At 72.7% G+C, this 18804-nt stretch carries 20 protein-coding genes; 8 read left to right on the forward strand and 12 right to left on the reverse strand.

The annotated features are described in order from the left end of the window. Nucleotides 1-19 precede the first annotated feature (19 nt). Nucleotides 20-406, reverse strand: coding sequence for a DUF393 domain-containing protein (locus tag ABZ671_RS00220; protein ID WP_357848767.1), 387 nt, complete (start codon nt 404-406; stop codon nt 20-22). Between the two features lie 59 nt (nt 407-465). On the opposite strand from ABZ671_RS00220, the gene ABZ671_RS00225 reads away from it, so the two are divergent. Next, a complete protein-coding gene (locus tag ABZ671_RS00225) occupies nt 466-873 on the forward strand; it encodes a CoA-binding protein (protein ID WP_357848770.1) in 408 nt (135 codons plus the stop codon). Nucleotides 874-925: 52 nt separating this feature from the next. On the opposite strand, the gene ABZ671_RS00230 is transcribed toward ABZ671_RS00225, so the two are convergent. After that, complete coding sequence (locus tag ABZ671_RS00230; protein WP_357848773.1) at nt 926-1525, reverse strand: TetR family transcriptional regulator C-terminal domain-containing protein; 600 nt, start codon at nt 1523-1525, stop codon at nt 926-928. Nucleotides 1526-1619: 94 nt separating this feature from the next. On the opposite strand from ABZ671_RS00230, the gene ABZ671_RS00235 reads away from it, so the two are divergent. After that, nucleotides 1620-2432, forward strand: a complete 813-nt coding sequence (locus ABZ671_RS00235) for a hypothetical protein (RefSeq protein ID WP_357848776.1) — start codon at nt 1620-1622, stop codon at nt 2430-2432. On the opposite strand, the gene ABZ671_RS00240 is transcribed toward ABZ671_RS00235, so the two are convergent. Next, nucleotides 2413-3609 (reverse strand): acyl-CoA dehydrogenase family protein, encoded by a 1197-nt coding sequence (locus ABZ671_RS00240; protein WP_357848779.1) that lies wholly within the window; start codon nt 3607-3609, stop codon nt 2413-2415. The two genes, ABZ671_RS00235 and ABZ671_RS00240, sit on opposite strands and share 20 nt — an antisense overlap. Before the next feature lie 176 nt (nt 3610-3785). On the opposite strand from ABZ671_RS00240, the gene ABZ671_RS00245 reads away from it, so the two are divergent. After that, on the forward strand, nt 3786-4193 hold the full coding sequence (locus ABZ671_RS00245) for a DUF4190 domain-containing protein (RefSeq protein ID WP_357848782.1): 408 nt from the start codon (nt 3786-3788) through the stop codon (nt 4191-4193). A 3-nt stretch (nt 4194-4196) separates the two neighbouring features. On the opposite strand, the gene ABZ671_RS00250 is transcribed toward ABZ671_RS00245, so the two are convergent. Beyond that, nucleotides 4197-5087: an SDR family NAD(P)-dependent oxidoreductase gene (locus tag ABZ671_RS00250; RefSeq protein ID WP_357848785.1), complete on the reverse strand. Its 891-nt coding sequence runs from the start codon at nt 5085-5087 to the stop codon at nt 4197-4199. A gap of 116 nt (nt 5088-5203) precedes the next feature. On the opposite strand from ABZ671_RS00250, the gene ABZ671_RS00255 reads away from it, so the two are divergent. Next, complete coding sequence (locus tag ABZ671_RS00255) at nt 5204-5680, forward strand: DUF4190 domain-containing protein (RefSeq protein WP_357848788.1); 477 nt, start codon at nt 5204-5206, stop codon at nt 5678-5680. Between the two features lie 67 nt (nt 5681-5747). Here the strand turns inward: ABZ671_RS00255 and ABZ671_RS00260 are convergent, their stop codons facing one another. Beyond that, complete coding sequence (locus ABZ671_RS00260) at nt 5748-6704, reverse strand: CoA ester lyase (RefSeq protein ID WP_357848791.1); 957 nt, start codon at nt 6702-6704, stop codon at nt 5748-5750. 76 nt (nt 6705-6780) lie between these two features. Here ABZ671_RS00260 and ABZ671_RS00265 point away from each other — a divergent pair, with 76 nt between their 5' ends. Next, nucleotides 6781-7605 carry an SDR family NAD(P)-dependent oxidoreductase gene (locus tag ABZ671_RS00265; RefSeq protein WP_357850560.1) on the forward strand — a complete coding sequence of 275 codons (825 nt, stop codon included), beginning with the start codon at nt 6781-6783 and terminating at the stop codon, nt 7603-7605. A gap of 248 nt (nt 7606-7853) precedes the next feature. On the opposite strand, the gene ABZ671_RS00270 is transcribed toward ABZ671_RS00265, so the two are convergent. Next, nucleotides 7854-10037 carry an APC family permease gene (locus tag ABZ671_RS00270; RefSeq protein WP_357848794.1) on the reverse strand — a complete coding sequence of 728 codons (2184 nt, stop codon included), beginning with the start codon at nt 10035-10037 and terminating at the stop codon, nt 7854-7856. A 78-nt stretch (nt 10038-10115) separates the two neighbouring features. Beyond that, a complete protein-coding gene (locus tag ABZ671_RS00275) occupies nt 10116-11072 on the reverse strand; it encodes a DMT family transporter (RefSeq protein WP_357848797.1) in 957 nt (318 codons plus the stop codon). A gap of 108 nt (nt 11073-11180) precedes the next feature. Between ABZ671_RS00275 and ABZ671_RS00280 the strand changes: the two genes are divergently transcribed. Continuing rightward, nucleotides 11181-11885 carry an HAD family hydrolase gene (locus ABZ671_RS00280; protein ID WP_357848801.1) on the forward strand — a complete coding sequence of 235 codons (705 nt, stop codon included), beginning with the start codon at nt 11181-11183 and terminating at the stop codon, nt 11883-11885. Nucleotides 11886-11888: 3 nt separating this feature from the next. Here ABZ671_RS00280 and ABZ671_RS00285 read toward each other — a convergent pair whose 3' ends face one another. Both ABZ671_RS00285 and ABZ671_RS00290 read right to left on the reverse strand, forming a co-directional pair. Next, nucleotides 11889-12404: a hypothetical protein gene (locus ABZ671_RS00285; RefSeq protein ID WP_357848804.1), complete on the reverse strand. Its 516-nt coding sequence runs from the start codon at nt 12402-12404 to the stop codon at nt 11889-11891. Between the two features lie 22 nt (nt 12405-12426). Continuing rightward, nucleotides 12427-13296, reverse strand: coding sequence for a PhzF family phenazine biosynthesis protein (locus tag ABZ671_RS00290; protein WP_357848806.1), 870 nt, complete (start codon nt 13294-13296; stop codon nt 12427-12429). Between the two features lie 126 nt (nt 13297-13422). Here ABZ671_RS00290 and ABZ671_RS00295 point away from each other — a divergent pair, with 126 nt between their 5' ends. Further along, the gene (locus tag ABZ671_RS00295; RefSeq protein ID WP_357848809.1) at nt 13423-14568 is read left to right on the forward strand and encodes an Mrp/NBP35 family ATP-binding protein; all 1146 of its coding nucleotides are present in this window, start codon (nt 13423-13425) and stop codon (nt 14566-14568) included. A gap of 34 nt (nt 14569-14602) precedes the next feature. On the opposite strand, the gene ABZ671_RS00300 is transcribed toward ABZ671_RS00295, so the two are convergent. After that, nucleotides 14603-15028 carry a preprotein translocase subunit TatB gene (locus ABZ671_RS00300; RefSeq protein ID WP_357848811.1) on the reverse strand — a complete coding sequence of 142 codons (426 nt, stop codon included), beginning with the start codon at nt 15026-15028 and terminating at the stop codon, nt 14603-14605. Between the two features lie 71 nt (nt 15029-15099). Beyond that, nucleotides 15100-16395, reverse strand: coding sequence for a trypsin-like peptidase domain-containing protein (locus ABZ671_RS00305; protein ID WP_357848814.1), 1296 nt, complete (start codon nt 16393-16395; stop codon nt 15100-15102). 307 nt (nt 16396-16702) lie between these two features. On the opposite strand from ABZ671_RS00305, the gene ABZ671_RS00310 reads away from it, so the two are divergent. Then, nucleotides 16703-17275 (forward strand): O-methyltransferase, encoded by a 573-nt coding sequence (locus tag ABZ671_RS00310; protein WP_357848817.1) that lies wholly within the window; start codon nt 16703-16705, stop codon nt 17273-17275. A gap of 11 nt (nt 17276-17286) precedes the next feature. Here ABZ671_RS00310 and ABZ671_RS00315 read toward each other — a convergent pair whose 3' ends face one another. Beyond that, a complete protein-coding gene (locus tag ABZ671_RS00315) occupies nt 17287-18747 on the reverse strand; it encodes a leucyl aminopeptidase family protein (protein WP_357848820.1) in 1461 nt (486 codons plus the stop codon). Nucleotides 18748-18804: the final 57 nt, after the last annotated feature.

Consider the following 18804-nt stretch of genomic DNA (forward strand, 5'->3'; position numbering starts at 1 on the left):
CCCGGACGGCGGTCGAAGACTATTGGCGTGCCCGGGCCTCCCGTGGCAGGGCGCACGCGGCCGTGCCGCCCGGCAGCCGGTGCCGGTTGCGGGCCACCCACCGATAGGCCGTCCAGGCGACGACACGCACCGGCGGGAAGCGCAGCCCCGCCCCGGCCACCCGCCAGAGCGGCGTGCTGCCGCTGAGCAGCTTGGCGATGGCGTCCGGGCCGGCGGCGCGGGAGCCGTCATCGCCCACCCACCGCACCGATTCCTCGCATTCGGCCTCCGTCAGCTCCAGTGCCGCCAGGTCGGCGAACTGCCAGGGCACCACCCGTGCGTCGGTGGGAATCCGGCGCTCGATGAACTGCGCGCAGCGCGTGCAGAAGGCGCAGTCACCGTCGTAGACGAAGGTCGACGTTTCCATGCCCCCATCCTGCACCCGGCCGGCCCGTGTTCGGGTGCCGTCGGGACTACAGTCGCAAGGTGCGCTCAACCCAGCAGATCCTCGCCGACTCCGCCGTGATCGCCGTCGTGGGCGCGTCCCGCGACCCCGGCAAGGCCGCGCACCGGGTGCCGGCGGAGATGCAGCGGTACGGCTGGCGAATCATCCCGGTCAACCCGACCGTGGACGAGTTGTTCGGCGAGAAGGCGTACCCGTCGCTGGCCGACATCCCGCACCCGGTCGACCTGGTGGACGTGTTCCGTCCGGCGCGGGACGCGGTCGAGGTGGTCCGGCAGGCGGTGGCGATCGGCGCCCCGGCGGTGTGGTTGCAGCTCGGAATCGTCTCGGCCGAGGCGCGGCGGATCGCCGAGGAGGCCGGGATCGACTACGTCGAAGACCGCTGCCTCATCATCGAGCGTGCCGCGGCCGGGCTCAGCCGGCTCGGCTGACCGCCCGAGCCCGCCCGGTCAGCGCTCGGCCCGTCCGGGCGGCGCCGCGCGGTCAAGTCTCTTCCGGCCCGCCGGGGCCGAGCAGCAGATCCAACTGGGTGTCCAACGCGCCGAGTGCCGTCTCCGGCGGGTAGTGCCCGCCGAGCAGATAGACGCCCAGACCCTCCATCACGGCGAGCAGGGCCACTGCGGCCCGGTCCGGGTCGACTCGCGCCTGCGCCGCGCGGATCTGCCCGGCGATGAACGCGAGCAGCTCGGCCGTCTCCCCGTGCAGCGCGGCGGCCACGGCCGGGCGTACTGCCGTGTAGGCCAGGAACGCCAGCGCCACCCGACCGTCCGCGCGGCGCGCCTCGTCGAGCGGCAGCAGCTCGGCCAGCATGGTCCGGAGCAGCGTACGCGGGGACGGGTCCGGACCCAGCGCCGCGACGGCCTGGCCGACCCGGGACTCGCTGTGCTCGCGTACCACCGACAGGGCGAAGGCCATCATCTCGTCCTTGGTCCGGAAGTAGTGCTGCACCATGCCGGAGGAGACGCCGGCCTCCGCCGCCACGTGGCGCAGGCTGACCGCTTCCAGACCGTGTTCGGCGGCCACCCGCATCAGGGCGTCGGCGATCAGCGTGCGGCGCTCCTGGTGATCGACCCGCTTCGGCATGGACCCATGCTTTCACAATACGACCGCATTGACACGTCGCTGCAGACCGTTTACGTTGCGACTGCAATGCAAAGCGGCGGAAGGCGGGTGGCCCGTGGGAAGTCATGCTGGCGCGTTGCTGCGGCGCATGGTCGCGTACGAGATGGGCATGTGGGGGAGCCTCGGTCGGTGGCTGCTCCGCAGACCCCCGGCTCTGGAGCCCGGGGCGGCGGCGTTCAGCTACGTCGGCGTGGTCAAGCCGATCCTCGGTGCCTTCATCGCGCTCTCCGCGATCGAGATTCCGATCTTCGATCTGATCCTCCGGCACACCGTCCCGTGGCGGCCGGTCCGGCACACCGCGCTCGCGCTCGGGATCTGGGGTGTGCTCTGGATGATCGGTCTCTTCGCCAGCCTGCGGATCCACCCGCACGCCGCCGGCGCGGCGGGGCTATGCGTCCGCAACGGCTTCTCGGTCGACTTCCTCGTCCCCTGGTCGGCCGTCGCCCGGATCGAGCACCGCTACCGGTCGTTGCCGTCGAGCAGGGCCGTCCAGATCGAGCAAGCGGACACGGGAACGATCCTGAACATCGGCGCCGGCAGCCAGACCAGCGTGGACATCGTGCTCCGCGAGCCGCTCTCCGTACGGCTACCGAAGGGCCCGAGCGGGCCGGTGCACGAGATTCGCCTCTACGCCGACGACCCGTCCGCCCTCGTCGCCCGGGCCCCGCGAGCACCTGGCGGTACGGCTCTCCGAATCGGACAGCTAGCCCGAACCAGGCCCCAGCCGGGAGGCCGACTGGCAAGCGGGAACCGCGTACCCTGTGGCCGTGTCCCTCCCCAGGCCAGCGTGTTAAGAAGGGGCCCCTGCTATACCGGAGGCGTTAACAGGGGCCCCTCCTTTCCGCCGGTCAAAGCTTGTACTGCTTGAGCAGGCCGCGGGAGATGATGGTCTTCTGGATCTCCGAGGTGCCCTCGCCGATGAGTAGGAACGGGGCCTCCCGCATCAGCCGCTCGATCTCGTACTCCTTGGAGTAGCCGTAGCCGCCGTGGATGCGGAACGCCTCCTGGACGATCTCGGCGCAGTATTCCGAGGCGAGCAGCTTGGCCATCCCGGCCTCGACGTCGTTGCGCTGGCCAGCGTCCTTGAGCCGGGCGGCGTTGACCATGAGGGCGTGCGCGGCCTCGATCTTCGTACCCATCTCGGCGAGCTTGAAGGCGATGGCCTGGTGCCGGGCGAGGGGCTGGCCGAAGGTCCGGCGCTGCTGGGCGTACGCGACGGCCAGTTCGAAGGCGCGGATGGAGATGCCGCAGGCGCGGGCGGCGACGTTGACCCGGCCGACCTCGATGCCGTCCATCATCTGGTAAAAGCCACGACCCACCTGCTCCGCGCCGCCGAGGACAGCGGAGGCGGGCACGGTGACGCCGTCGAGCACCATCTCGGTGGTCTCGACGCCCTTGTAGCCCATCTTGTCGATCTTGCCGGGGATGGTCAGGCCGGGCGCGGTCTCGCCGAAGCCGGGCTGCTTCTCCAACAGGAAGGTGCTCATGTTGCCGTAGACCGAGTCGGCGCCGGTGTCGGTCCTGACCAGGGTGGCCACCACCGAGGAGTACGCCCCGTTGGTCAGCCACATCTTCTGCCCGTTGAGCACGAAGGTGTCGCCGTCACGGACCGCCTTCGACTTGATCGCCGACACGTCGGAGCCGCACTCCGGTTCCGACATGGAGAAGGCGCCGCGCACCTCGCCGGTGGCCATCCTCGGCAGCAGCCGGGCCTGCTGCTCCGCCGAACCGTGCTGGGAGATCAGGTACGCCACGATGAAGTGGGTGTTGACAATGCCGGAGATCGACATCCAGCCCCGCGACAGCTCCTCGACCACCAGGGCGTACGTCAGCAGGGACTCACCGAGGCCACCGTGCTCCTCGGCGATGGTGAGACCGAACAGGCCCATCTCGCGCATCCCGTCGAGGATGTCGGCGGGATACTCGTCGGCGTGCTCCAGCCGCTGGGCATGCGGAATAATCTCCCGGTCGGCGAACTCCCGGACGGTCTCCAGGATCGACCGCTGCACGTCGGTCAGGCCGGGGGTCTGGGCGAGTCGGGCCATCTCAGCCTCCGGGGTCGACACCTTACTCAGGGGTAACTGAACGCTCGCTAAGTATCGGTCCGGCGGTCGGCGAGGCCAAGGTGACCGGTCCACCCAACCGCTGTGAAAAGGTTCACCGCTGCGGGTAGCGTCCGCAAGAGAGGACCGTTGACCTGCGACGGAGGGGGCGAGCGGGCGTGAGCCAACCACCCGGCGAGCCGGAGCAGCCGCCGTCGCCGTACGAGCCGTCGCCCTACGGCCAGCCGTACGGGCACCCGCAGCAGCCACCGTGGGGCCAACAGCCGCCGTACGCCCCGCAGCCCCCGTACGGGCAGTACGGGCCGCCCGGGCCGGGGCCCCGCGGCGGCGGGCCGAACGTGCTGGCCATCCTGTCGCTGGTCTTCGCCTTCGTCTTCGCGCCGGCCGGCATCGTCTGCGGCCACCTGGCCAAGCGGCAGATCCGGCAGACCGGCGAGGAGGGCGACCAGCTCGCCAGCTGGGGGCTGATCCTCAGCTACGTCTTCACCGCGCTCGGGCTGCTCGTCTGCTGCGGCTGGATCGGCCTGGTCATCTGGGCGAACTCCGACAACGGCTCCTACCGCTGACAGTCAGCGGAACTCCGCCTCCCGGACGCTGTTGCCGCCGTCGACAACCAGCATCTGCCCCGTGATGTACGAGGCGGCCGGCGAGCAGAGGAAGGCGATCGCGGCGGCCACCTCGTCGGGTGTGCCGGGACGGCCGACCGGAGTGCCGAGCCCCTGCTTGATCTCGGCCATGGTGGACGCCGCGGTGTGGATGGTGCCGGGCGCGACCGCGTTCACCGTCACCCCGTCCGCGATCATCTCCATCGCCAGCGCCCGGGTCAGCCCCACCACGCCCGCCTTCGCCGCCGCGTACGCGGCCTCGGTGGGCAGCGCGTTGACCGGGCCGGCGGTGGCGGCCAGATTGACGATCCGCCCCCAGCCCCGCTCGGCCATGCCGCCGATGAACGCCCGACTGCACAGGAACGCGGTGGTCAGGTTGCGATCGATCTCGCCACGCCACTCGTCGTAGCTGAGCTGGACCACCGGCCGCAGCACCTCCGGGCTCGCCCGGCTGGCCAGCCCCGCGTTGTTGACCAGCACCTCGACGTCACCGAGTTGCTCGGCCACCGCGTCGGCGAGCGCGCCCACCTCGGACTCGTCGGTGAGGTCGGCGACGAAGCCGGTGACGCCCAACTCCTCGGCGCGCTCGTGGATCCGTCGGGTGGTGGAGACGATCGCCACCCGGGCGCCCAGGTCGGCGAGGCGGCGCGCGCTCGCGTACCCGATGCCGTCGGAACTGCCCGCGCCGGTGACCAGCGCGACCCGGCCGTCCAGGCGCATGGTGACCGGCTCGGTGAGGGGTGCCGGCTGATCCTGCTCGGCGGAGACCGCCGGCAGGCTGCCGCGGGTGCGCCGCACCGTTCCGGGGCGGCTCACGTCCCGTCGCGACCGACCGCCGCGCGCTTCAAAGGTCATGCCGAGATCCTGCCCGCTGTGGACGTTTCGGGCAACGCGGCACTCAAAGAGGAGGGTCTCGCTGTTGCCCGCCACTGGCTACCCTGGGAAACCCGCGCATACCAGGAGATGACCTGATGAGCTATCCCCCGCCGTCCGGCGGTTGGCAGGACCCGTACGCGCCCGGCCAGCAGTCGAGTCCGCCCGCCGACCCGACCCTGCCGATGAGTGGCAGCCCGATCCCGAGCCAGCCCGCGCCGACCGACCCGTACGCGGCGGGCAGCTACCCGCCGCCGGCCTACCCGCCACCGGCCTACCCGGCGTACGGCCCGCCACCGGCCTACCCGGCGTACGGCCCGCCGCCGGCCAAGACCAATGGGCTGGCCATCGCCGCGCTGGCGCTCTCGTTGATCGGCCTCACCTCCTGCATCACCGCCCCGATCGGCGCGATCATGGGGCACGTGGCTTTAAATCAGATCCGGGAGCGGGGCGAGCAGGGCGAGGGCATGGCAAAGGCCGGCATCATCATCGGCTGGGTCCTCACCGGCCTGATGATCCTGGGCATCGGTGCGATCGTCATCGCCGCGATCGCCGACAGCAGCAGCAGTTACTGACGCTGGCGGGCCGTCTCGGGTCGACCGGGACGGCCCGTCAGCCCGCTTCGGCGGGGGTGGCCCGCACTCACTGCGTGGGCGGGGTGAACGACGACGTACGCGTCATGCCGGCCGCCCGCCCCTTGGCCGCGATCACCAACGCCATCTTGCGGGACGCCTCGTCGATCATCTCGTCGCCGAGCAGCACCGCGCCGAGCTTCCCGCCCGCCTCCGAGGTGTACCAGTCGTACGCGTCGAGGATCAGCTCGGCGTGGTCGTAGTCGGCCTGGGCCGGGGAATAGACCTCGTTGGCCGCGTCGATCTGGCCGGGGTGCAGCACCCACTTGCCGTCGAAGCCCAGCGCGGCCGACCGCCTGGCCACCTCGCGGAACCCGTCCACGTCCCGGATCTGCAGGAACGGGCCGTCGATGGCCTGTTTGTCGTGCATTCGGGCGGCCATCAGGATGCGCATCAGGATGTAGTGGTAGGGGTCGCCCGGGTAGTCCGGGATCAACGCGCCGACCGTCAGCGACCTCATGTTGATGGAGGCCATGAAGTCGGCCGGGCCGAAGATGATCGTCTCGACCCGGGGCGAGGCGGCCGCGATCTCGTCCACGTTGACCAACCCGGCCGCGTTCTCGATCTGCGCCTCGACACCGATCCGACCAACCTCCAGGCCGAGCGTCTTCTCGATCTGGGTGAGCGTCAGGTCCAACCACTGCACCTGGGCGGCGTTCTGCACCTTTGGCAGCATGATGCAGTCCAGGTTGGCACCGGCGCCCTCGACAACCTCAATGACGTCCCGGTACGTCCACGGCGTGGTCAGGTCGTTCACCCGGACCACCCGGGTCTTGCCGGCCCAGTCGCCCTCGTTCAACGCGGCGACGATGTTCTTGCGGGCGTCCGGCTTGGCCAGCGGGGCGACCGCGTCCTCCAGGTCGAGGAAGACCTGATCCGCGGGGAGGCCCTGCGCCTTGCCGAGCATCTTGACGCTGGAGCCAGGCACGGCGAGGCAGGACCGGCGGGGGCGACCGACAGCGGCCATGATGCGCTCCTTAACGATCCCAAAGGTCGTGGTGACGCCACGGTAACCTCGTGCCGTGACCGGAGTGAACGGGCCTGTGGAAGATCTCACCGACCGGCGCACCGTGGTGGTGACGGGCGCCAGCTCCGGCATCGGGCTGGCCGCGGCGGTCGACCTGGCGAGGCGCGGTGACCGCGTGATACTGGTCGGTCGGGATCCGGCCCGGCTCCGGGACGCCGGGCAGCGGGTCCGCGACAGCTGCGGCGAGCAGCCGGACCTCTTCCGCACGGACTTCGCCGTCCTGGACGACGTACGCCGGCTCGCCGAGCGGCTGCGCGCCGCGTACGACCGGATCGACGTGCTCGCCAACAACGCCGGCGCGATCGCGCTCCGGCCCGCCACCACCGTCGACGGCTTCGAGTTGACCATGCAGGCCAACCACCTCGCCCCGTTCCTGCTCAGCAACCTGTTGCGGGATCGGATCGGCCGGATGGTGGTGACCGCCTCCGGGGCGCACCGCAGCGGCGTCCTCGACCCGGATGACCTCAACGCCACGCTGCGCCGCTACCGCCCGATGCGGGCGTACGGCACCAGCAAGCAGGCGAACATCCTCTTCGCCGCCGAGGCGGCCCGGCGCTGGCCGGACGTGCCCGCGTACTCGTTCCACCCGGGCGTGGTGCGCACCCGGTTCGGCAACGAGAGCCCGCTGGTCGCCCTCGGCATGCGGCTGTTGCCCTTCCGCAGTCCGGAGCGGGGCGCCGAGACCCTGGTCTGGCTGGCCAACCAGGATCCGTCGCGGCTGACCTCCGGCGGCTACTACTACAACCGGCGGCCCCGCCGGCCGCTGCGCAAGGCGGCCGATCCGGCGCTCGCCGCCCGGCTCTGGACCGCCAGCGCGACAGCCGTCGGCCTCGACGGGTAGACGCGGGCGTTGCCACCCTCGCGCGCTCATCGGCCCTGGTAGCCGGAGCATGGTTGTCTCCCCGTGTCGCTACAAACTTGATGACGTAGACGATTCAGGCCCGCAGCGGCAGGGGCCGGCGGTAGGGGCGGCGGCGGCAGGCGGCAGGGGCCGACCCGGCCGGTGATCCGTTTACGTCATCAAGTTTGTATGCAATAGCGACGTCACTTCCCGCCCGACCCAAGAGGCTGGTGTGCGGTGCCCGACGCTCAATCAGCGATGTGAACCGGGACGCTGGTGACCACCACGCCGGGCAGGCCGCGCAGCGCGGCGCGCAGCCGGTGGCCGGCGCGACTGTGCAGAAACCGGTGCCGGCGGTGGCGAAGCACCACCTCCGGCACGATCACGGTCAGCGTCAGCTCCGGCCGGGCGGTGTGCAGCGCCTCCAGGTAGTGCGCCAGCGGCCCGATCACCGCCCGGTACGGCGACACGATGGTCTCCAGCCGCAGGTGGTCGCCCCAGGCCCGCCACTGCTCACGGAACCGGTCCGCCTCGGCGTCCTCGGGGGCGATGTGCACGGCCAGCGTCGGCTGGCCCAGCGAGGCCGCGTACGCCAGGGCCCGCAGCGACGCCCGGTTCAGCCGGGCCACCGGCACGACCACCAGGTGGCGTACCTCCTGGGGCAGTTCCTCGCCCTCGGCGGACCCGGTGGGGCCGCGCGGCGCGCCACCTGCCGCGGGCCCGGGTGGCGACGGCGCGTGCAGCGCCAGGGCGTGATTCAGCGTGGCGTAGTGGCGGTGGATCCAGCGGGCGAGCAGCACCAGCAGCGGCACCGCGATCACCACCACCCAGGCACCCTGGGCGAACTTGCCGACCGCGGCGATCACCAGGACCACCCCGGAGAGCGTGGCACCGACCGCGTTGATCGTCAGCCGGCGTCGCCAGCCCCGATCCCGGTGGCGGCGCCAGTGCACCACCATGCCGGCCTGCGACAGGGTGAAGGCGAGGAACACGCCGACGGCGTAGAGCGGGATCAGCGACTGGGTCTGGCCGCCGAACGTGACGAAGATGAGTGTCGCGGCGAGGGCAAGGGCGACCAGGCCGTTGTTGAACGACAGCCGGTCGCCCAGGTGCAGAAATCGGCGGGGCGCGTGGCCGTTGCGGGCCATGAAGAAGAGCAGCCGGGGAAAGTCGTTGAAGGCGGTGTTCGCCGCCAGCAGCAGGATCAGCGCGGTGGTGGCCTGCAGGAGCGCGTACCAGGGGCCGGTGGGGAAGGTGAGCCGGCCGAGTTGGGACAGGATCGTCTGGTTCGAGCGAGGCACCAGGCCGTTCAGGTGGATCAGGCCGATCAGCCCGACGAAGAGCACCACCAGCAGGCTGACCATCCAGCTGAGGGTGGTACGGGCGTTGCGCCACTCGGTGGGGCGGAACGCCGGTATCGCGTTCGACACCGCCTCGATACCGGTCATCGACACCGCGCCGGAGGAGAAGGCGCGCAGCACCAGCAGCAGGCCCAGCCCCTCGGTGGTGGGCACCGGGGGCGGCGGCACCGGCGCGAAGCCCCGGCCCGCCGCCCGCGCGTAGCCGACCAGCAGCAGCGCGAGGATCGCCGCCAGAAAGGCGTACGTGGGCAGCACGAAAATGTTGCCGGCGGTACGCACCCCGCGCAGGTTCCCGGCGAGCAGCACGGCGATCACCAGCACCCCGATCAGCACGGCGGCCGGCCCGAGCCGGGGCAGCGCCGAGGTGATCGCGCTGACCCCCGCCGCGATCGACACCGACACGGTGAGCACGTAGTCGAGCATCAGGCCCGCCGCCGCCGTGAGCCCCGCCGTCGTGCCGAGGTTGTCCCCGGCGACGATGTACGACCCGGCCCCGTGCGGATACGCCGGGATGGTCTGCCGGTAGGACGCGCCCACCGCGATCATGAGCAGCACCAGCAGCGCGGCCAGCGGCAGGGAGAGCCCGAGCGCGGTGCTGCCGGCCAGCACCAGCACGGTCAGCATCGCCTCCGGCCCGTACGCCACCGAGCTGAGCAGGTCGGAGGAGAGGATCGGCAGGGCGACGAGCTTCCGCATCCGCTCGTAGACGACGGCGCTACTGGCCAGCGGCGGGCCGAACAGCGTCCGGCGCAGCCGAGCGGACACCCGGGCGGCCCGGGAGTCGGGCTCCTGGGCGCGGGCGGCGGCCTGCAGTTCGCCCGGCTCCTCGACGGTGAACATGTCGATCGGGGCCAGCCGCCCGAACCGGGTCGGGGCCGGGCCGGGCCGGTTGCGCCCCAGGGCCGGGTCGACGGGCAGCTCGTCGGGGCGGCAGGGCACCCGCCAGCGCTCCCCGATCCGGCCCAACGCCACCCGCTCCTGCGGTGCCAGCGGCGGGAACTCGGCCGAGGGCGTGACCAGGGTCCCCCGATCCGGCTCGGGGCCGCCCGGCTGCTTCGCTCCCTTCCCCACCCCCGCACTGTCACGGAAAGCGGACGGCCGGGAGGCGAAATGGCCAAAGTGCGGCCGCGACGACGTCCCGACGACGCGTCAGCCAGCCAGTGGGGCGGCGTCGGTGGGAATCGGGCGTGGCTCGGTACGCCGTCCGGCCCGGGAGCCACCGAGGACGACCACGGCGACGCCGGCCAGCAGCAGGGCCAGCCCGGGCAGGGCGAGCGGGCGGGGCAGCTGACCGAGCCAGACCCAGGCGATCAGGGCCGCGCCCGGCGCCTCCAGCAGGATCAGCACGCTGATCGTGGTGGCGGAGACCCGGTGCAGGGCGTAGTTGAACATCGAGTGGCCGAGCAGTTGAGCGCCGGCCACCAGGCCGAGGATCGCCAGCCAGGTGCCCGTTGGCCAGCCGTGCAGGGGCACCCCGCCGAGCAGGCACACCACCAGCAGGATCGCCGCGCAGACGCCGTAGCAGATGGTGGTGTAGGTGGTGGTGCTGATGGTGGCCCGGGCGCGTTCGCCGAAGGCGGTGTAGACCGCGGCGAAGAGGCCACCCGCGACGGCGAGCAGATCACCGGCGAAGGCCCGGCCGGAGACGGTGAAGTCGGCGCCGGTGGCCAGTACCGCGCCGAGCACGGCCACCCCGATCCCGGCCCAGGCCGCCATTGGCAGCCGTCGCCCCTGCCAGCGGGCGATCAGCCCCTGCCACACCGGTTGAGTGGCGCCCAGCGCGGTGGCCGCGGCGACCGTGGTGAGTTTCGCGCTCGGCATCCAGGTGGCGAAGTGGGCGGCCAGCGCCACCCCGGAGAGTACGCAGTACCACCCCTCGCGCCGGCCGGCACCGACGGTCAGCGCGCGGAACTCGGCCCGGCGACGAACCAGCGCGAACGGGCCGAGCACCGCCGCCGAGAGCAGGTTCCGCCAGCAGGCGACGGCGAGGGCGGGCGCGGCAGCGAACGCGATGAGCGGGGCGGACGACGAGACGGCGGTGACGGCCAGCGCGAGCGCGCTGAGAGTCAGCGCATTGACCGGGGGACGTTGCGGAACGGGAGGCACGGAGAGCAATCCTCACATGCCCGGCGGGCACCACGGGCAGTCAGCGCTCCGTTACGATCATGCGCGTCCCGGCGACCCCTCCCCCTCGACGCCCGGAGGCACTCCCGCATGCCCAGCTACCAGGCGGTGCTGTTCGACTTTTTCGGCACGCTCACGTGCAGCGTCCAACGTGGCACCGCCCACCAGGCCACCGCCGAGTTGCTCGGCTGCCCGTCGGCCGCCCTGACCGAGGTGCTCGACCGCACCTACTACCAGCGCGCGACCGGCCGGCTCGGCAACGCCGAGGCGACCCTGCGCTGGGTCTGCGAGCAGGTCGGCGTCCACCCTTCCGATCGGGCGGTACGCGCCGCCGTCGCCTCCCGCCACCGGGCGGTACGCGCCGACACCCGCCTGCGCACCGAGGCGGTGCCGGTGCTGGCCGCGCTGCGCCAGCGGGGCGTACGCACCGGGCTGATCAGCGACTGCACCCACGAGTTGCCGGCGTTCCTGCCCCAACTGGCGGTCGCGCCGCTGCTCGACGTGTGCGTGTTCTCAGTGCAGTTGGGCTGCTGCAAGCCGGACCCGGCGCTCTACCGGGCCGCGTGCCGCCGGCTCGACCTCGCCCCGGCCGACTGCCTCTACGTGGGCGACGGGGGCAGCCAGGAGCTCACCGGAGCGGTGCGGACCGGCATGGCGGCGGTCCGGCTGGCCGCCCCGGACCTGGCCGACCACATGGTCTTCAACGTCGACCGGTCGTGGCACGGCCCGGTACTGACCTCGCTGGCTGAGGTGCTCGACCTGCTCGCCCCGGTCCCCTGCGCCGTACCGGCCTGACGGTCACCGGCGTCGGACCTTGTGTAGCCGGAACGGCGTACGGGTGGCGCGGACCACCGGGGCCGCCCGGGGCGGCTCGGCCAGCGAGTCGGCCGGCAGGTCGGCGTCGGCGACCGGGGTGCCCGCCGGGGTGAGCCGGTTCAGCGCGCAGTCTGCGGCGGCCCAGCGCCGCACCAGGTCGGCGGCGGGGCCGGGCGCGTTGAGCCGCTTCGCCGCGACCAGCGGCGCTGCGGTCTCCCACTCCTGCGTGCCGGGGCGCAGCCGGGTCACCCGGGCCGGCCAGGTGACGATCCGTCCGCCGTGGTCGCCGCGCAGGGTCACCTCCGCCGCGTCCGCGTCGGCGAGCCCGGGAGCCGACTGTTCCCCGGGGCCGGTGACCACCAGGAGCGCGCCGTCGAGCGGCAGGCACCACAACGCGTACGCGGGCCCGCCGGCCACCGACACCCACGCCACGGCGGCCTTCTTCACCGCCTCGTCCACCAGCGGCGTGGTGACCCGCTCGCCCACCTCTTCGCTCACTCCGGCCTCCTTCTCAGCGTGCTCAGCCCAGGAAGGGTGGGACGACGATCTCGCCGCGGGCCACCGGCATCACCTGGCCGGAGACCGTCGCGCCCAGGGCCGCTCCGCCGGCCGCGGTGACCGTGCAGGCCAGCGCGGACGGTCGATTGATCTCGCTGCCCTGACGTACCGCGTACTCGGAGCGACCGTCGCCGGGCAGCAGCCCGCTGGCGACCAGCCAGACCCCGAGACCGAGGGCGGCCGAGCCGGTCGCCGGGTCCTCCGGCACGCCGATCCCCGGCACGAAGACCCGGGCGTGCGCGGTGCGCGTGGCGGCGTCCCAGGAGAAGACGCTGATGTGTTCCACGCCGTACCGCTCGGCCGTCACCGGGTTGACCTTGGCGCGGGCCACCGCGTCGGGGCGTACCGGCAGGTAGGGGAACTCCAGGCCACAGCCGGCGACCCGGGGTGCCGGGCCGGCGTGGTCGGCGCCGGTGAGGCCGGCCATCTCCAGCAGCGGCTCCGGGTCGAGTTCCGGGCCGAGCGTGGGCGTTCCGCCGGTGAGGGTCGCTCCGGTCGCGGTCACCTCGATCGGCAGCACCCCGGCACCGCACTCCTGGGTGACCGTGCCCACGTCGAACATCCCACGACGGCTGGCGGTCACTGCGGCGCCCACACTGGGGTGCCCGGCGAACGGCAGTTCCTCGGCCGGCGTGAAGATCCTCGCCCGGTACGTCGCACCGACCTGCGTCGGCGGCAGCACGAACACCGTTTCCGAGAGGTTGAACTCCAGCGCGAGCGACTGCATCTGTTCGGTGGCGAGCCGTTCCGCGCCGAACACCACGGCCAGCGGGTTGCCGGCGAACGGGCGGTCGGTGAAGACGTCCACGATCTCGTAGGCCAAGGTCGACATGGTGGTAACACTAGGCCCTCGGGCTGGTGCCGTGAGCACGCCGAACCTCGGTGTCGGCGCCATCGACTCGCTCACACCGACCCCACCAGCGGCGGTCGCCGATGGCCGGCGACGTAGCATTGCGGCATGTCAGCACCCGTCAGCACCGTCTCGGACGCGGTACAGGCCGCCCTGGCCACCGTCAACGACCCGGAGATCCGTCGGCCGATCACCGAACTCGGCATGGTCCGTTCCGCCGAAATCGGCGACGACGGCGTCGTCCGGGTCGAGTTGCTGCTCACCGTGGCCGGCTGCCCGCTGAAGGACAAGCTGCGTAGCGACATCACCGCCGCCGTCGGCGCGGTGCCCGGCGTGACCGGCGTCGAGATCGAGTTCGGTGTGATGAGCCCGGAGCAGCGCCAGCAGCTGCAGTCCACGCTGCGCGGCGGCGCCACCGCCGAGCCGGTGATCCCGTTCGCGCAGCCCGGCTCCCGCACCCGGGTGTACGCGGTTGCCAGCGGCAAGGGCGGCGTCGGCAAGTCGAGCGTCACCGTCAACCTGGCCGCCGCGCTGGCCGCCCGCGGCCTGTCGGTCGGCGTGGTCGACGCGGACATCTACGGCCACTCGGTGCCCCGGATGCTCGGTGCCGAGGGCGCCCCGACCCGAGTCGAGGACATGATCATGCCGCCGCAGGCGCACGGCGTGAAGGTCATCTCGATCGGCATGTTCACCCCGGGCAACACGGCCGTCGTCTGGCGCGGCCCGATGCTGCACCGGGCACTGCAGCAGTTCCTCGCCGACGTCTACTGGGGCGACCTGGACGTGCTCCTGCTGGACCTGCCCCCGGGCACCGGTGACATCGCGATCTCGGTGGCCCAGCTCCTGCCGAACGCGGAGATCCTGGTCGTCACCACTCCGCAGGCCGCCGCCGCCGAGGTGGCCGAGCGGGCCGGCGCTATCTCGCTGCAGACCCACCAGCGGGTGGTCGGCGTCATCGAGAACATGTCGTGGCTGGAGCTGCCGGACGGTTCGCGGATGGAGGTCTTCGGGGCCGGCGGCGGCGAGGCGGTCGCCGAGTCGCTGACCCGGACCATCGGCGCGCAGGTGCCGGTGCTGGGGCAGATCCCGCTGGACACCCGCGTCCGCGAGGGCGGCGACGCCGGCACCCCGATCGTGCTGGCCCAGCCGGACGCTCCCGCCGCCAAGGCCCTGATGCAGGTCGCCGACCGTCTCGCCGTCCGCCGCGAGTCCCTCCTCGGCAAGCCCCTCGGCCTCAAGCCCTCCGCTCGCTGACGGCCTCCAGCCCTCCGCCCGTTGACGCAACCGGTCAGGTGGCGTCCTCGTAGGTGGGGCGGGGGGCGGGGGTCGACGGGGTGCCGCCGGTGGCGGTGGTCGGCCGGGCGACGGCGGTACGCGGGTCGGCCGCCTTGGCGACGTCCTTCAGTTCCTCGTGCACACCGGTGATGTCCGAGCGCAGGTCGTCGTACATGCTCTGCAGCGGCTTCCGGATGGCCTGCTCGTCTTCCTCGCTGAGCAGGTGCTTACGGATGAACGCCTTCGGGTGCAGGTCCTCCAGCTGGATGTCGGTGCCCAGCTCGCGGCTCAGGTCGCCGGTGGCGTTGCGGGCCATGGCGCGCAGGTTGCGCACCATCCGAAGCCCGTCGCTGATCACGTTGGGCAGCCGGTCCCCGAAGATCAGCAGCGCCAGCAGCAGCAGCGCACCGATCTCCCACATGTTCAGGTTCTCGAACACTCCGGCCTCCTCGTCCGCGTCACCGCAAGACTACGCACGTCACGGGGTCGACCGGGAGGGGTGTCCGCTGCTCACTTCGCGTCTGCGGCGAGGGTCACCGAGGTGTTCTGCCGGGTCGTGCCCCGCCGGTACTCCACCGCCACCACCGAGCCGGGGGCGTATTTGCGGACCAATGCCACCAGGTCGGTCGGGTCGGCCATCGGGTGCCCGTTGAGCCGCAGCACCACGTCCCCGCTGCGCAGCCCGGCGGCCGCCGCCGGCCCGGACGGCTCGACGGCGCCCAGGCGTACGCCCCCGCCCGTCACGCCGGCGCCGCCCACCTGGACGCCGATCACCGTACGCCGGGCCTTGCCGGTGCCGATGATGTCCTGGGTGACCCGCTTGGCCTGGTTGATCGGTATGGCGAAGGCGAGCCCGATGTTGCCGGCCTCCTGCCCGTCGGCGACCAGCGACTTGATGGTGGAGTTCACCCCGATCACCCGGCCGGCGCCGTCGACCAGCGGGCCGCCGGAGTTGCCGTGGTTGACCGCCGCGTCGGTCTGGATCGCCGCGTAGTAGCGCGTCGGACCACCCGGCTCGCTGGCCTGCATGGTCCGGTCCAGGGCGCTGACGATGCCGGCGGTGACGGTGTTGGCCAGCGAGAGCGGCGAGCCGATGGCGAGCACCGGGTCACCGACGGCGAGCGCGTCCGAGTCGCCGAACTCCACCGGCCGCAGCCCACTCCGCGCCACCTTGATCACCGCGAGGTCCGACTCCGGATCCTGGCCGACCACCGTGCCCGACGCCGAACCGCCATCGTTGAAGATCACGGTGACCTTGCCGGAGCCGCCGGCGACCACGTGGTCGTTGGTGACGATGTGCCCCTCGGTGCTGACCACGAAGCCTGACCCCTCGCTGGTGCCACCCAGGCTGGCCACCCGGACGGTCACCACGCTGGGCAGGGCCTTCTCGGCGACGCCGGCCAGTGACTCGGGCTTGCGCTGGGCGAGCGCCGGGGCCTGGGCCGGCGGCGCGCCGAGGCTGGGTACGGCGGGACCGCCGCGCAGGAGGGCGTACGTCAGGGCGCTGCCGAGCGAGCCGGCGAACAGGGCCGTGATCAGCGAGACCAGCACGACCTGGCGCAGCCGGGGCCGGACAGGCGCGTCCGGATCGCTGACCGGTTCGGGTTCGCTGCCACCGTCGATCGGTGCGGCGGGAAGCACCACCGCCGTGGGCGCGTACGGATCGCGCCACGGGTCGGCGAGCGCGTCGGACCACCAGGGTGAGGGCGCATCGCCCCCGGCACCAGGCGACGGGCTCCCGGACGCTGGCCCTTCCGCCGGTGTCGGGGCCCCGCCGGGCCGGCGCCAGTCCCAGCCGTCGGTCACGTCGGTGCCCTCCCAGTCCGTCCCGCGCGTCCCGCGCCGGGCCGGCGGAGCCGGCCGAACGTGCCACCCGGGACACCGTCCAGGATTGCACGGATGCCCGAACCGGGGTCATGGGTTGCCCGGCCGTGATCGTCTCGAACCAACTCGCGGCTGCGCCCGTCCGGTCCCGCCTCTAGGCTCATAGCGGCAACAACCCCTCAGCACCACTCCCGCCGCCCGGAGGTGTCCCATCGCCACGGTCGCCAGTTCCGGCGCCTCGACGGCCCAGGCGCTCCAGTTCGCCGAGGCCTACGTCACCGAAGATCTCGTGCTGCGCACGGCCCGCAGTCTCGCCCACGAGGTGGGCGTGGACGCGGTGACGCCCGGGGCCGGGGCCGCGCTGCGGCTGCTCGCCGCCGCCGGAAACGCCCGCGCGGTGGTGGAGATCGGCACCGGCACCGGGGTCAGCGGTGTCTGGCTGCTGCGCGGCATGCGCCCCGACGGGGTGCTCACCACCATCGACGTGGAGGTGGAGCACCAGCGGATCGCCCGGCGCATCTTCGTGGAGGCGGGCGTTCCGCCGGGGCGTACCCGGATCATCACGGGCCGGGCCCTCGACGTGCTGCCGCGGCTCGCGGACGGCGCCTACGACCTGGTCTTCGTCGACGCGGAGGCGACCGGCTTCACCGCCTGCGTGGACGCCGCGCTGCGGCTGCTGCGGCCCGGCGGGGTGCTCGCGCTCAACGGCGCCCTCGCCGGCGGCCGGATCGGCGACCCGGCCGCGCGCGACGTGGAGACGGTCACCGTCCGGGAGACCATCAAGGCGATCCGGGAGTCGGAGCACTGGGTACCCGCCCTGCTGCCGGTCGGGCACGGCCTGCTCGCCGCCGTCCGGAGCTGACCCCGGGCCGGTCAGCCCAACGTCGCCAACCAGCGCAGCAGCCCGCGTACGCCCCAGCCGGTGGCGCCCCGGGTCAGCTCGGCGTGCTCGTCCTCGGACCAGGAGGGGGCGGACATGTCCACATGCACCCAGCGGTCCCGCAGGTCACCGGTGAACTCGCGGAGGTAGAGCGCGGCCACCACCGAGCCGGCGCCCCGGTCCGGGGAGCTGTGCAGATCGGCCACCTCGCTGCCCAGGTACTCGACGTAGTCGGCGGGCAGCGGCATCCGCCAGGCGTGCTCGCCGGCCGCCTCGACGGCGGTCAGCAGGTCGGTCGCGAGCTGGTCATTGTCGCTGTAGAGGGCGGCGTGTCGTTTACCCAGCGCCACCGCGTTGGCGCCGGTGAGGGTGGCCAGGTCGACCAGCAGGTCGGGCCGCAGCTCGCGCGCCGCGTACGCCATCGCGTCGGCGAGCACCAGCCGGCCCTCGGCGTCGGAGTTGGTGCTTTCGCTGGTCAGGCCGCCGTAGTGGCGGATGACGTCGCCGGGGCGGAACGCCGAACCGCTGACCATGTTCTCGGCCAGCGGCGCGAGCGTGGTGACCCGCACCGGCAGCCGCAGCGCGGCGGCGCCCAGGGTCGCGGTGACCACCGCGGCGGCGCCGGCCATGTCCTTGCGCATCAGCTTCATGGCGGGCACCGGCTTGATGGAGATGCCGCCGGTATCGAAGGTGATCCCCTTGCCGACCAGCACCACATGGGTACGCGCGTCCGCCGGCCGCCAGTCCAGCTCGACGAGGCGGGGGCCGCTGGCCGAGCCGCCACCGACGGCGAGGATGCCCCCGAAGCCCTCGGCCGCCAGTTCCTCGGGCTCGCGGACCCGCAGGTGCAGGTCCGGGTAGGCGGCTGCGGCGGCCTCAACCTGGCCGGCGAACCAGGCCGGGTTCTTCGTCGACGAGGGGGTGTTGGTCAGATCGCGGGCCAGTCGGGTCATCTCGGCGGTGGCCCGGGCCGTGGCCAGGGTCGCGTCGAGCGCGCCCGGGTCGGCCACCACGACGTCCACCTCGGCCAGGGCGGGTGTCGCGCCGGCCTCGGTCAGCCGGAACCGGTACGACCCCAGCAGCAGCCCCTCGACCAGGCCGCGCAGCGCCGTGGCGCCGTCGACCGGGAGGGCGACTGTGATGCACGTCTCATCTTTGCCGGCCCGGGCCAGCGCCGCTCCCGCACTCCGCCACGCGTGTTCGTCGCCCGCGCCGACGCCGAGCAGGATCAGGCGCGACGGCGTACCGGCGGGACGCAGCTGCGCCCAGACCTCGCCGGCGTCACCGGCCAGCCGGGCGACGGGCAGGAGCGCGGTGGCCTCGGCCCGGACCTCGTCGGCGAGCGGCGAGGCGGTGGGGACCAGCGCGGCCGGGCCCTCCGACCCTTCGGGACGAATGGGCAGGACGAGGGTGTCGAGCCGCGTGGGCTCACTCACCAGACGAATGGCCAGCACGCTGGACCGCACCTCCGAAAGTTCGCAGAGCGGGGCCATTCGCCGCTCTCTGGGCCA

The sequence above is a fragment of the Micromonospora sp. NPDC006766 genome (genome assembly GCF_040636055.1).
Lineage (GTDB): Bacteria > Actinomycetota > Actinomycetes > Mycobacteriales > Micromonosporaceae > Micromonospora.

Bases quoted from the DNA above. Each gene is read 5' to 3' on its own strand.
- ABZ671_RS00220 (WP_357848767.1), bottom strand. From the start codon at position 406: ATGGAAACGTCGACCTTCGTCTACGACGGTGACTGCGCCTTCTGCACG.
- ABZ671_RS00230 (WP_357848773.1), bottom strand. From the start codon at position 1,525: ATGCCGAAGCGGGTCGATCACCAGGAGCGCCGCACGCTGATCGCCGAC.
- ABZ671_RS00240 (WP_357848779.1), bottom strand. From the start codon at position 3,609: ATGGCCCGACTCGCCCAGACCCCCGGCCTGACCGACGTGCAGCGGTCG.
- ABZ671_RS00250 (WP_357848785.1), bottom strand. From the start codon at position 5,087: ATGACCTTTGAAGCGCGCGGCGGTCGGTCGCGACGGGACGTGAGCCGC.
- ABZ671_RS00255 (WP_357848788.1), top strand. From the start codon at position 5,204: ATGAGCTATCCCCCGCCGTCCGGCGGTTGGCAGGACCCGTACGCGCCC.
- ABZ671_RS00260 (WP_357848791.1), bottom strand. From the start codon at position 6,704: ATGGCCGCTGTCGGTCGCCCCCGCCGGTCCTGCCTCGCCGTGCCTGGC.
- ABZ671_RS00280 (WP_357848801.1), top strand. From the start codon at position 11,181: ATGCCCAGCTACCAGGCGGTGCTGTTCGACTTTTTCGGCACGCTCACG.
- ABZ671_RS00290 (WP_357848806.1), bottom strand. From the start codon at position 13,296: ATGTCGACCTTGGCCTACGAGATCGTGGACGTCTTCACCGACCGCCCG.
- ABZ671_RS00295 (WP_357848809.1), top strand. From the start codon at position 13,423: ATGTCAGCACCCGTCAGCACCGTCTCGGACGCGGTACAGGCCGCCCTG.